This window comes from Thioalkalivibrio sp., from assembly GCF_041690275.1.
GTDB lineage: Bacteria > Pseudomonadota > Gammaproteobacteria > Ectothiorhodospirales > Ectothiorhodospiraceae > Thioalkalivibrio.
The window spans coordinates 1-12,337 of the sequence record NZ_JAWLHP010000036.1; the positions used below are offsets into that span (position 1 = coordinate 1).

A 12,337-nucleotide genomic window follows, 5' to 3' on the forward strand; every position below is an offset into this window, starting at 1 on the left:
TGGTGGAGGGGGGAGGATTCGAACCTCCGAAGGCTGAGCCAGCAGATTTACAGTCTGCCCCCTTTGACCGCTCGGGAACCCCTCCTCGATCAAGCCGCGCATTGTCGTCGAACGGAAGCGCCGGCGTCAACCCCTTGGTCCCCGTGGCGACCTCGCGGGCCGCAGTTTCCCGCGGGCGCTTCGAGGCCCTTCTTTTTTCTGCGGCAACTCCTTAAAGTGTTGACCCAGGTTAATGGGGGAGACACTCTGGGCTCATGGCGACGACTTCACCCTCCATGGCGGCGGCTGCGCGTCTGCCGGGCCTGGCCCGCCGGCTCGTGGACGCCGGCCTCGCGGAGCCGGGACTGATCGCGGCCCTTGCCGATGAGGCGCGCGAGCAGCAGACCCCGCTGGTAGCGCTTCTGGCAACCCGCACGAAGATCTCCGAGGCGCGGCTGGCCGAGGCGGCCGGCGAGGAATTCGGTCTCCCGATCTTCGACCTCGCGGCCTTCGACCGGGAGCTGCTGCCGAAGGAACACCTGAACGAGACCCTGGTCCGGAAACACCACGCGCTGCCGCTGCTGCAGCGCGGCACCCGGCTCTTCGTCGCGATCTCCGACCCGACCAACCTCACGGCTTCGGACGAATTCAAGTTTGCCACCGGCCTCACCATCGAGACCGTGCTGGTGGAGCATCACAAGCTCGACCGTCTGATCGAGGACTCGCTGAACGCCGCGATGGCGATGATGGAGGAGCTCGACGATGACGGCTTCGGCGACCTGGCGGTCGCGAGCGAGGAGGCCGAGGATCGCGAGGAAAGCTCCAGCGAGGGCGTCGACGACGCACCGGTGGTGCGCTTCGTGAACAAGCTGATGCTGGACGCGATCCGCCGCAAGGCGTCGGACATCCACCTCGAGCCCTACGAGCGCGACTTCCGGGTGCGCTTCCGCGTCGACGGAATGCTCCACGATGTCGGACATCCGCCGCTGGCGATGGCGATGCGGATCATCGCCCGCGTGAAGGTGATGTCGCAGATGGACATCGCGGAACGCCGGGTCCCTCAGGACGGGCGCATCAAGCTCAAGCTCTCCCGCACCCGGGCGGTGGACTTTCGCGTGAACAGCCTGCCCACGCTTTACGGCGAAAAGATCGTGATGCGCATCCTCGACTCGGATGCCAGCATCCTGAGCGTCGACGTGCTGGGCTTCGAGGAGGAGCAGAAGAAGCTCTACCTGGACGCGCTGAAACGCCCCTACGGCATGATCCTGGTCACCGGCCCCACCGGATCGGGCAAGACGGTCTCCCTCTACACCGGCCTCGGCATCCTCAACACCAACGACCGCAACATCTCCACCGCGGAAGACCCGGCCGAAATCAACATGCCGGGCATCAACCAGGTCAACGTCCATCCGAAGATCGGGCTGACCTTCGCCAACGCCCTGCGCGCCTTCCTGCGCCAGGACCCGGACGTGATCATGGTGGGCGAGATCCGGGACCTCGAGACCGCGGAGATCGCGATCAAGGCGGCGCAGACGGGCCATCTGGTGCTGTCCACGCTGCACACCAACGACGCGCCGCAGACCCTGACCCGCCTCGCGAACATGGGGGTCCCGGTCTACAACATCGCCTCTTCCATCCTGCTGATCATCGCGCAGCGCCTGGCGCGGCGGTTGTGCCCGGCCTGCAAGGCACCGGAGCCGCTTCCGGAAGAAGTTCTGCTAAAGGAAGGCTTCACCGCGGACGATATAGCTTCTGGAATGACACTGTACAAGCCGGTCGGCTGCGATCAGTGCACCGGCGGCTACAAGGGTCGGGTCGGCATCTACCAGGTGCTGCCGATCTCCGAAGCAATGCAGCGGTTGATCCTGGAGGGCTGCAACAGCATGCAGCTGGCGGAGCAGGCGGAACGTGACGGAATCAACGACCTGCGTCGCGCCGGGCTGCTGAAGGCCAAGGCGGGCTTCACCAGCCTCGAGGAAGTCAACCGCGTGACCACGGATTAGCGGAAGCGATGGCGAATACCGAGACCATATTCCTTTGGGAAGGCCTGAACAAGCGGGGTGCCCGGGTCAAGGGCGAGACGCCGGCGGACACCGAGATCACCGCGCGCGCCGAACTCCGGCGCAACGGCATCAACGTACTGAAGATCCGCAAGAAGCCCAAGCCACTGTTCTCGACCAAGAAGAAGATCAAGCCGGTCGACGTCGCCTACTTCCTGCGCCAGATGACCACGATGCTGAGCTCCGGCGTGCCGCTGGTGCAGGCCTTCGACATCGTGGGCCGGGGTCATGACAACCCGGCGATGTCGGAACTGATCATGGACCTGAAGGCCCAGGTCGAGGGCGGCGAGACCTTCGCCGCCGCGCTGTCGAAGCATCCGAAGTACTTCGACGACCTCGTGATCAACCTGGTCGAGGCCGGCGAGCAGTCGGGAACCCTGGAGACCCTGCTCGACAAGATCGCCACCTACAAGGAAAAGACCGAGAGCCTGAAGGCCAAGATCAAGAAGGCGATGTTCTACCCCGCCGCGGTGATCGTCGTGGCGATCGTGGTCACCGCGATCCTGCTGATCTTCGTGGTGCCGCAGTTCGAGGCCCTGTTCGTGGGCTTTGGCGCCGATCTCCCGGCCTTTACGCGCATGGTCGTGAACCTGTCGGAATTTGCGCAGAGCTATTGGTGGCTGGTGCTGGGCCTGGTGGTGCTCGGCGTATTCCTGTTCCGGCAGCTCCATCTGCGCTCGCCGCGATTCCGGCGCAGGATGGACATGCTGGTGCTGAAGATCCCGGCCATCGGCCCGATTCTGCGCAAGGCGGCGATCGCCCGCTTCGCCCGGACCCTGTCCACGATGTTCGCGGCCGGCGTACCGCTGGTGGACGCCTTGCGGTCGGTTGCGGGTGCGACCGGCAACGCCCTCTATGGCGAGGCGACCGAGCGCATGCGGGAGGAGACCGCGGCCGGCGCGCAGCTGCAGTGGTCGATGCGCAACGTCGGCATCTTCCCGAACATGGTGGTGCAGATGGTCGCGATCGGAGAGGAGTCCGGCTCCCTGGACGCGATGCTGGCCAAGGTCGCCGATTTCTACGAGGAAGAGGTCGACAATGCGGTGGACAGCCTGTCCAGCCTGCTGGAACCGCTGATCATGGTGGTCCTCGGCGTGCTGATCGGCGGCCTCGTGATCGCGATGTACCTGCCCATCTTCATGCTCGGCCAGGTCATCTAGTGGGCCATGCCGGACGTCCGGTGCCTGTGGCGCGCAGCCACCCTGTCTGAGACCTGCCCACCGCCTCGGGACTTCGGGCGCAGCGATCCGGCGCCGCAGCTGGCGCATGGCCCACTCCCGATCGCAGGGGCACGCGCACCGGGCGCACGTCTCCCGGCGGCGCGGCCGTGACGGTCCTGCCGGAGGCCCTGGCGGCCTGGGCCGTGCCCATCGCCGCCGTGTTCGGCCTGATGATCGGCAGCTTCCTGAACGTGGTGATCCACCGCCTGCCACTGATGATGCAACGGGCGTGGGAGGAGGAGGCCCGTGCGATCCTCGAGCAGCCGGAACCCGGGACCGCACCCGCTCGCTTCGACCTGTGGTGGCCCCGATCCCGGTGTCCGCGCTGCAGCCGCGAGATACGCGCCCACGAAAACATTCCCGTGCTGAGCTACCTGCTGCTGCGGGGGCGCTGCCCGGGCTGCGCGACCCGGATCTCCTGGCAGTACCCGCTGGTGGAACTGCTCACGGCGGTGCTCTTCGCGATCAGCATCCTGCATTTCGGGCCGACGGCTGCGGGCGCGGCCGCACTGTTCTTCACCGGAATCCTGATCGCCGCCGCAGGGATCGACGCGCGGACCACACTGCTGCCCGATCAGCTGACGCTACCGCTGTTGTGGTCGGGACTCGCGATCAACTACTTCGGGGTCTTCACCGATCTCGAATCGGCGGTGATTGGCGCGATTGCCGGCTACCTCGTGCTCTGGCTGGTCTACCACGGGTTCCGCCTGCTGACCGGCAAGGAGGGGATGGGCTACGGCGACTTCAAGCTGCTCGCGGCGCTCGGGGCCTGGCTCGGCTGGCAGAGCCTGCCCCTGGTCCTCCTGCTCGCATCGCTGGTCGGGGCGATCGTCGGCATTGCCCTGATCCTGCTCCGCGGCCGCGACCGGAACATCCCGATCCCCTTCGGTCCCTACCTGGCGGCCGCCGGCTGGATCGCGCTGATCTGGGGCGATGCGCTGCTGGCCCTGTACCTGCCCTGATCGTGCTGAGGATCGGACTGACCGGCGGAATCGGCAGCGGCAAGAGCACGGTCTCGGCGATCTTCCAGCAGTTGGGCGCCCCCGTGATCGACACCGACCGGATCGCGCGGGAGGTCGTGGCGCCGGGCGAGCCCGCCCTTGCGGAGATCGGCCGCAGCTTCGGGTCCGGCCTGCTCCGCCCGGACGGCAGCCTGGACCGGGCCGCGCTGCGCAGACGCGTCTTCCGGGACCCCTCCCGGCGCCGCCGGCTGGAGGCAATCACCCATCCCGCCATCGACGCCCGGATGCGGCAGCGGCTGGCCGAGCTTCCGGAACAGACGCCCTACGTGCTGCTGGTGATCCCGCTGCTGCTGGAGGCCGGCTGGCAGGACCGGGTCGACCGGATACTGCTGGTCGACTGTCCGGAGGCGGTACAGGTGCAGCGCGTGGTCGCGCGCGATGGCATCGATCCGCAGGAGGCCTGGCGCATGATCCGCAGCCAGGCGTCCCGCGATGCCCGCCGGCAGGCGGCGGACGATGTGATCGAGAACGACGGGCGCCTCGACCAGACGGAGCTGACCGCGCAGGTGCGCGGGCTGGACAGGCGTTACCGGGAGGCCGCGGGCTCGGGCACCGTGTAGCGGCAAGCCGGGACCACGCCGGCGGGGGCATCGCCGCCGTCCCGGAATCCGGGTGGAAATGCACCGGGAACATGCCTGATACTGGACACCAATTCGCCGGATTGCACGCCTTGACCCAGTCGACGCTGACATTCGAACAGCCCCTGCACGAGCGCGTACGGCTGCTGCTCCGTCTGGAGGCCCTGCTGGAGCGCTTTCGCAGCAGCAGCCTCGCGGCCCGGGACTTCGACCACCACCAAGCACTGACCGTGCTCGTGGACATCTATGCGCTGGCGGGGCGGGTGGACGTAAAGCGCGAGCTGATGGGCGAGATCGAGCGTCAGATCGCGAACCTGAACCGCTTCGCCGCCCAGCCCGGGGTTGACCAGGAGCGCCTGGCGCTGACGATGGAGGGGCAGCGCCGGCTGCTCGCGCGGCTGGAAGATCAGGTCGGCGGCCTCGACCATGCGGTGAAGGACAACGAGTTCTACACCAGCGTGCGCCAGCGCACCGCGCTGCCGGGTGGGGCCTGCGACTTTGACCTACCGATCTATCACTACTGGCTGTCGCAGCCGGCGGCGGCGCGCGCGGAGCTGCTCCTCGAGTGGTTTCGGCCGCTGGAATCGGTGGCGGAGGCCATCACCCAGGTACTCGCGTTCATCCGCGCCGCGGGTCAGCCGCGCAGCGTGGTCGCCCAGGACGGCTACTATGAGCAGGGACTGGACACCAGCTACGCCTGGCAGATGCTGCGGGTGAGCATCGGCAGCGACGAGCAGTGCTATCCGGAGATCAGTGCCGGACGACAGCGCTTCACGGTGCGCTTCCTCGATCCCGGAGACTTCCACGACCGGCCCCGGATCGTCTCGCGCGACCTGCCCTTCCAGCTGAGCTGCTGCGCGATCTGAAGTCCACCGGAGGGCGCGCATTCGCGCCCTACCCCTGCCGCGCAGGTCAGTCCAGCAGGCCCCGGATGCCGGCGATCCCCTGCGCGCCGACCGCCCGCAGCCGTCCAAGATCCCCTGGTTGCAGGCCTCCCAGCGCGAACACCGGGCAGGACGTCCGCCCGCAGAGGGCGGCGAGGCCGGAGACCCCGATCGGCTGGGCGTCCGGGTGGGTGCGCGTCCGTTCGACCGGCCCCGCGACCACGAAGTCCACTGGCAACGCCATCGCGCGCTCGAGGCCGTCGAGGTCATGCACCGATGCCGCAATCCAGCCGTCGCAGTCCGGACGCGCGCCGAGCGCTCGCAGGCACCGTTCGGACAGGTGACAGCCCGCCGGCGGCAGCGCCTCGCGCCAGGTCTCCGGCGCATTCACCAGCACCTCCACCCCGTGTCCGGCGGCGGCGGCCATCAGCCTGTGCGCATAATCGAGAAAGGCGGCCTGCCCGAGCCCGGGGGCGCGGATCTGCAGCAGCCGGATGCCCCCGCGGGCAAGCCGGCGGGCCACACGGCGGGCCTCGGACTCCACCGCGGCCGGGGAGTCCGGATCCGGCGAGATCAGATAGAACGCCGGAAGCCGGGCGGCGTTGACGATGGCCCGGCTGGCCTCGGGGAACCGCAGCCCCGCGAGTTCGGCCGGCTGCGCCCAGTACAGCGGCTGCGCCTCGCGGGGCTGCGGCTCACCCCTCCAGGCATCGACCCGGAACACCGCCAGCTCCACCCTCCGTTCGGGATAGTCATGGGGAACCGTCAGGATGCGGCTGGCCTCCACCACCTCGATGCCCAGCTCCTCGTGCAGCTCCCGCTCCAGGGCACCGCGGGCATCCTCTCCCGGTGCACACTTGCCACCCGGAAACTCCCACAGACCGGACAGATGCACACGGCCCCTGCGCCGGCTGATCAGCACGCGGCCCGCCGCATCGCGCAGCAGGCCGATGGCGACGCGCATCCGGTCCTCAGGACCGGTAGTCGGCGTTGATCCGGACGTAGTCGTAGGAGAAGTCACAGGTGTACTTGCGGTATCCGGCACCGCCGCGCGCAAGATCGATCACGATGTCCAGTTCGGCCGCGCCGAACGCCTGCTGGCCGGCCTCCTCGGTGTAGCCCGGCGCACGCCCGCCCGCGGCGACGATGCGCACGCCATTCACCGCAATGCCGACGTCCTCGATCCGCAGATCCCGGACCCCGGCGCGCCCGACCGCGGCGAGGATCCGCCCCCAGTTGGGATCGGATGCGAACAGCGCCGTCTTCACCAGTGGCGACAGCGCAACGACCTCGGCCACCCGGCGCGCCTCGTTCCGGTCACGGGCCGTCTGCACCGTAACCCGGACGAACTTGGTCGCGCCTTCGCCGTCGCGCACGATGGCCTCGGCCAGCTCCAGACACACCGCGTTCAGTGCCGCGGCGATGCGCTCGAGGTCCGGGCCGGATGACACGGTGACGCCGCTGGCGCCGCTGGCGATGCAGGCCACCGCGTCGTTGGTGGAGGTGTCTCCGTCGACGGTGATCGCGTTGAAGCTGTGCGTCACCGCCTCGGTGAGCAGCTGCCGCAGCAGATCCGCGTCGAGTCCGGCATCGGTGCCGATGAAGGCCAGCATCGTCGCCATGTCCGGATGGATCATGCCGGAACCCTTGGCGATGCCGGTCAGGGTCACCGTGCCGCCGCTCAGCGCGATGGTCCGGCTGGCACCCTTGGGCACCGTGTCGGTGGTCATGATCGCCCGGGCCGCGGCCAGCCAGCCGTCGGCATCAAGCCCTTCGGCGAGTGCGGGCAGCGCCGCGGCGATGCGCTCCACCGGCAGCGGCTCGCCGATCACACCGGTGGAAAATGGCAGCACCGACTGCGCCGGCACGCCCAGGATGCGCCCGAGGTCGGCACAGGTCGCGCGGGACGCGGCAAGCCCCGCCGTCCCGGTCCCGGCGTTGGCGTTACCGGCATTGACCAGCAGCCAGCGCGGGCTGCCCGCGGCAAGGTGCTCGCGGGCGACATGCACCGGTGCGGCGCAGAACGCGTTACGGGTGAACAGTGCGGCGATCGCCGCGTCCGGGCCCGCATCGATCAGCACCAGGTCCTCGCGGTCCCGGTAGCGGATACCGGCGGCGCGCGCCGCGAGCCGGATTCCGCGCACTGGGGCCAGGTGGCCCGGAGCCTGCAGCGCGACGGCCACGGTGCGGCCTCAGCTCAGGCGGCCGTGGCAGTGCTTGAATTTCTTGCCGGAACCGCACCAGCAGGGATCGTTACGGCCGAGCTTCGGCCCCTCGCGCCGGAAGGGCTGGGCCGAATCGGGGGCCTCCGCCCGTTCCTCCCGGCCGCGCAGCGGGCTGCCCGGGTCCTCGTGCCTGAACTGGATGCCCTCCGGCGCGCGCGCGAAGCGGCGGCCGAACTCCTCCGCAGCACTCTCGGAACGCAGCTGCAGGCGCAGCAGCATCTTGATCACGTCGTGCTTGATCCGTTCGAGCAGGGCCTCGAACATCGCGAAGGCCTCGCGCTTGTATTCCTGCTTCGGGTTGCGCTGCGCGTAGCCGCGCAGGCCGATGCCCTGGCGCAGGTAGTCCATCGCCGCGAGATGCTCCTTCCACTGGCTGTCCAGGACCTGCAGCATCACGTCACGCTGCAGCCGCTTCATCAGGTCGTCGCCCATCGCGGACCGCTTTTCCTCGATCACCGCACGCGCCTTGTCCACGATGCGGTCGCGCAGCGGTTCCTCGTGGAGGTCCTTCTCGTTGTCCAGCCAGTCCTGCACCGGCAGCTCGAGCCCGAACTCGGAGGCCAGATAGCTGGTGAGGCCCGGGACATCCCATTCGTCCTCGACACTGCCCGGCGGGATGTACCGGCTGATCGCCCCGTTGACCACGTCCAGCAGCAGCGTGTCGATGGTGTCCGAGATGTCCTCGGCCGTCAGCAGTTCCGCACGCTGCTCATAGATCACCCGGCGCTGGTCGTTGGCGACATCGTCGTACTCGAGCAGCTGCTTGCGGATGTCGAAGTTGTGGGCCTCGACCTTGCGCTGGGCGTTCTCGATCGCGCGGCTCACCCAGGCATTCTCGATGGCCTCGCCCTGTTCCATGCCCAGCCGCTGCATCAGGCCCCGGACCCGCTCCGAGGCAAAGATGCGCATCAGGTTGTCTTCCAGCGACAGGAAGAACCGACTGGAGCCCGGGTCGCCCTGGCGCCCTGACCGCCCGCGCAGCTGGTTGTCGATGCGGCGGGATTCGTGGCGCTCGGAACCGATGATGTGCAGTCCGCCGGCCGCGACGACCGCATCGTGGCGCTGCTGCCACTCGGCCTTCACGCGCTCCACCTCGGCGTCGTCCGGATTCTCGCCCAGGGCCTCCAGTTCCGCGTCCAGGCCACCACCCAGCACGATGTCGGTGCCGCGGCCGGCCATGTTCGTCGCGATGGTCACCGCCCCGGGCCGACCGGCCTGGGCGATGATGTGGGCCTCGCGCTCGTGCTGCTTCGCGTTCAGGACCTCGAAGCGGATGCCGGTCCGCTTCAGCGCACCGGCCAGGCGTTCGGAGGCCTCCACCGAGGCCGTCCCCACCAGCACGGGCTGCTCGCGCTCCACGCACCAGCTGATCTCCTTGCTGATCGCGTCGAATTTCTCGTCCTGGGTCAGGTAGACCAGATCCTGCATGTCATTGCGGTTCAGGGGCCGGTTGCCCGGAATCACCACCACCTCGAGGTCATAGATGGTCTGGAACTCGTAGGCCTCGGTATCGGCGGTACCGGTCATCCCCGCAAGCTTGTCGTAGAGACGGAAGTAGTTCTGGAAGGTGATCGATGCCAGGGTCTGGTTTTCCTGCTGGATCGGCACGCCCTCCTTGGCCTCGATCGCCTGGTGCAGACCCTCGGACCAGCGTCGGCCGGGCATGATGCGGCCGGTGAACTCGTCGATGATGAAGATCTTGCCGTCCCGAACCAGGTAGGCGACATCGCGCTTGAACAGCGCGTGGGCCCGCAGCGCCGCGTTCAGGTGATGCAGGACCGGGATGCTGGCCGCATCGTAGAGCGTCTGGTGCTCGTCGAGGAGCTCGTGCTCGTGCAGCAGCTGCTCGACGCGTTCCTGCCCCTCTTCACTCAGGAAGACCTGCTTGGCCTTCTCGTCGACGTAGTAGTCGCCCGGCGACTCCTCGTCCTCCTGCTGCGTCAGCTGCGGCACGATTGTGTTCATGCGCGTGTACATCTCCGAACTGTCGCCGCTCGGGCCGGAGATGATCAGCGGCGTGCGGGCCTCGTCGATCAGGATCGAGTCCACCTCGTCCACGATCGCGTAGTTCAGCTCGCGCTGCACCCGGTCCTCGGCGCGGAAGGCCATGTTGTCGCGCAGGTAGTCGAAGCCGAACTCGTTGTTGGTGCCGTAGGTGATGTCCGCCGCATAGGCCTCGCGCCGGGTGGCCGGACGCAGCCGCGGGTAACCCTCGCCCTCCGGGTGATAGTCCGGGTCGTAGAGATAGGAGGAGGTGTCCGCGCCCAGACCGCCCGAGCTGTTGATCACGCCCACCGAGAGGCCGAGCGCGTGGTACAGCCGGCCCATCCAGACCGCATCGCGACGCGCAAGGTAGTCGTTGACCGTGACCACGTGCACGCCATCGCCCGAGAGCGCGTTCAGGTAGCCGTTCAGGGTCGCGACCAGCGTCTTGCCCTCGCCGGTCCGCATCTCCGCGATGCGCCCGTCATTGAGCACCATGCCGCCGATCAGCTGCACGTCGAAGTGCCGCATCGCCAGCGTCCTTTCGCTCATCGCCCGGCATACCGCGAAGGCCTCGGGCAGCAGGCCTTCCAGAGTCTCGCCGCCCTGCAGCCGGCTGCGCAGTTCGGCCGTCTTGCCGGCGAGTTCCGAATCCGAGAGGCGATCGATCTCCTCGCCCACGGCATTGATCATGCGCACCACCCGCAGGTAGCGCTTGATCGCGCGATCGTTGCGGCTGCCGAACAACTTGCGTACGAGACTGGTGACCATGAGACCCTGCGGAGAACAACGCGATGAAAGCCCGGTAGGATACCGCATACCGCGCTGAACTTCCCGGGCCGCCAGCACACCCTCGGCGGGCGCCGCCGGTTATACTGCACCGGTGCGGGCTCCGGCGGAGGCGTGATGAACCGGAACGGGGACGGGAAACGATCGGCGCCGCGGCCGCTGGCCTCCTACATCGATCCGGCGTGGCGCATGCGCTCGCGCGCCGATGCCGGCATCCGCCGCGCCCTTGAGGGCATCCTCGGTCCGCTCCTGGAGCAGCGCCGCATCGACATCGCCACGGACGGAAGCACCCTGGTCATCGCCTGCCGCGAACCGGCCTGCGCCACCGAGTTGCGCTTCCTGCAGCGGGACATGCGCAAGACGCTCAGCGCCGCCGGGTATCAGGCAATCGAGCAGGTTCGCGTGGTCATCTCGGCACCCGGTCCGGCAACGACCCGAGCCGTGGCAGCGCAGACGGAACGGACGATACCCTCCTCGGCGAGCCGGGCGCTGCTGGCTGCGGCCTCCGGCATCAGCGATCGCCGACTCGCCGATGCGCTGAGGCGCCTGGCCCGTCGGGGCTCCGACGGTCGTTGACGCGCAGGTCGCGGCCGGGCGCGTCCCGACCGATCGTGGTCAGGCGCCGCCCAGGGTCTGGGTCAGCTGGCCGAAGGAGATCGGCAGGGGCTGCGAGGCATCCTCGAAGGTGACCAGTTCCCAGGCCTCCTGGTCCTGTTTCAGCTCTCGGATCAGCTGATTGTTCAGCGCGTGACCCGACTTGTGTCCGGTGAACGCGCCGATGAGGCTGTGTCCGAGCAGATACAGGTCGCCGACCACGTCGAGGATCTTGTGCTTCACGAGTTCGTTCTCGTAACGCAGGCCGTCCTCGTTCAGGATCTTGAAATCGTCCAGCACGATCGCGTTGTCGAGGCTGCCCCCGAGCGCCAGCTGGTTGGCGCGCAGGGCCTCGATATCCCGCATGAAGCCGAAGGTCCGGGCCCGGGAGACCTCCCGCACAAAGGACGTGGAGGAGAAGTCGAGCTCCGCGCGCTGGCTTCCGCTGGTGAACATCGGATGCTCGAAATCGATGCAGAAACCGACCCTGAACCCCTCGTAGGGATCGAAGCGCACCCACTTGTCGTCGTCGTGGATCTCCACCGTGCGCTTGATGCGGATGAATTTCTTCGCCGCGTTCTGCTCTTCCAGCCCCGCCGATTGCAACAGGAACACGAACGGCCCGGCGCTGCCATCCATGATCGGGACCTCGGAGGCACTGACATCCACGTGCAGGTTGTCGATGCCGAGGCCGGCCACGGCGGACAGCAGGTGTTCCACGGTGGACACGCGCACCCCGTCACGGATCAGCGTGGTGGACAACCGGGTGTCACCGACATTCTCCGCGGCCGCATTGATCGACACCGCCGGATCGAGATCCGAACGGTGAAAGACCACACCGGTGTTGGGTGCAGCGGGCCGCAGCGTCAGTGTGACCTTCTCGCCGGTGTGCAGGCCGACGCCCGTGGCGCGAATACTGTTCTTGAGCGTTCTCTGCCTGATCAACGCAAGCTCACTCCAGGGATGAGGTGCCGTGGTCCGGGCCCGAAAGTCAACACGGGCC

The 12,337-nt window shown here is 68.0% G+C and carries 10 protein-coding genes and 1 tRNA gene; 6 read left to right on the forward strand and 5 right to left on the reverse strand.

The genetic code is table 11. The features are described from left to right. Positions 1 to 85, reverse strand: a tRNA-Tyr gene (locus ACESMN_RS08455). A gap of 169 nt (positions 86 to 254) precedes the next feature. On the opposite strand from ACESMN_RS08455, the gene pilB reads away from it, so the two are divergent. The 5 genes from pilB (at position 255) to zapD (ending at position 5,725) form a co-directional block, all read left to right on the forward strand. Continuing rightward, positions 255 to 1,982, forward strand: a complete 1,728-nt coding sequence (gene pilB / locus ACESMN_RS08460; RefSeq protein ID WP_373053157.1) for a type IV-A pilus assembly ATPase PilB — start codon at positions 255 to 257, stop codon at positions 1,980 to 1,982. 8 nt (positions 1,983 to 1,990) lie between these two features. Beyond that, positions 1,991 to 3,199: a type II secretion system F family protein gene (locus ACESMN_RS08465; protein WP_373053158.1), complete on the forward strand. Its 1,209-nt coding sequence runs from the start codon at positions 1,991 to 1,993 to the stop codon at positions 3,197 to 3,199. Positions 3,200 to 3,366: 167 nt separating this feature from the next. Next, positions 3,367 to 4,221 (forward strand): prepilin peptidase, encoded by an 855-nt coding sequence (locus ACESMN_RS08470; protein ID WP_373053159.1) that lies wholly within the window; start codon positions 3,367 to 3,369, stop codon positions 4,219 to 4,221. Positions 4,222 to 4,223: 2 nt separating this feature from the next. Next, positions 4,224 to 4,841 (forward strand): dephospho-CoA kinase, encoded by a 618-nt coding sequence (gene coaE, locus ACESMN_RS08475; RefSeq protein ID WP_373053160.1) that lies wholly within the window; start codon positions 4,224 to 4,226, stop codon positions 4,839 to 4,841. 71 nt (positions 4,842 to 4,912) lie between these two features. After that, complete coding sequence (zapD, locus tag ACESMN_RS08480) at positions 4,913 to 5,725, forward strand: cell division protein ZapD (protein WP_373053161.1); 813 nt, start codon at positions 4,913 to 4,915, stop codon at positions 5,723 to 5,725. A gap of 46 nt (positions 5,726 to 5,771) precedes the next feature. Here the strand turns inward: zapD and ACESMN_RS08485 are convergent, their stop codons facing one another. The 3 genes from ACESMN_RS08485 to secA are packed head-to-tail and all read right to left on the reverse strand — an operon-like array spanning position 5,772 to position 10,722. Further along, positions 5,772 to 6,707: a Nudix family hydrolase gene (locus ACESMN_RS08485; protein WP_373053162.1), complete on the reverse strand. Its 936-nt coding sequence runs from the start codon at positions 6,705 to 6,707 to the stop codon at positions 5,772 to 5,774. Positions 6,708 to 6,714: 7 nt separating this feature from the next. After that, entirely contained in the window at positions 6,715 to 7,926 is a 1,212-nt protein-coding gene (gene argJ / locus ACESMN_RS08490; RefSeq protein ID WP_373053163.1) for a bifunctional glutamate N-acetyltransferase/amino-acid acetyltransferase ArgJ, read from the reverse strand. 9 nt (positions 7,927 to 7,935) lie between these two features. Then, positions 7,936 to 10,722 carry a preprotein translocase subunit SecA gene (secA, locus tag ACESMN_RS08495; RefSeq protein WP_373053164.1) on the reverse strand — a complete coding sequence of 929 codons (2,787 nt, stop codon included), beginning with the start codon at positions 10,720 to 10,722 and terminating at the stop codon, positions 7,936 to 7,938. A 135-nt stretch (positions 10,723 to 10,857) separates the two neighbouring features. On the opposite strand from secA, the gene ACESMN_RS08500 reads away from it, so the two are divergent. Further along, the gene (locus ACESMN_RS08500; RefSeq protein ID WP_373053165.1) at positions 10,858 to 11,316 is read left to right on the forward strand and encodes a DciA family protein; all 459 of its coding nucleotides are present in this window, start codon (positions 10,858 to 10,860) and stop codon (positions 11,314 to 11,316) included. A 39-nt stretch (positions 11,317 to 11,355) separates the two neighbouring features. Here the strand turns inward: ACESMN_RS08500 and lpxC are convergent, their stop codons facing one another. After that, complete coding sequence (gene lpxC, locus ACESMN_RS08505; protein ID WP_373053166.1) at positions 11,356 to 12,279, reverse strand: UDP-3-O-acyl-N-acetylglucosamine deacetylase; 924 nt, start codon at positions 12,277 to 12,279, stop codon at positions 11,356 to 11,358. Positions 12,280 to 12,337: the final 58 nt, after the last annotated feature.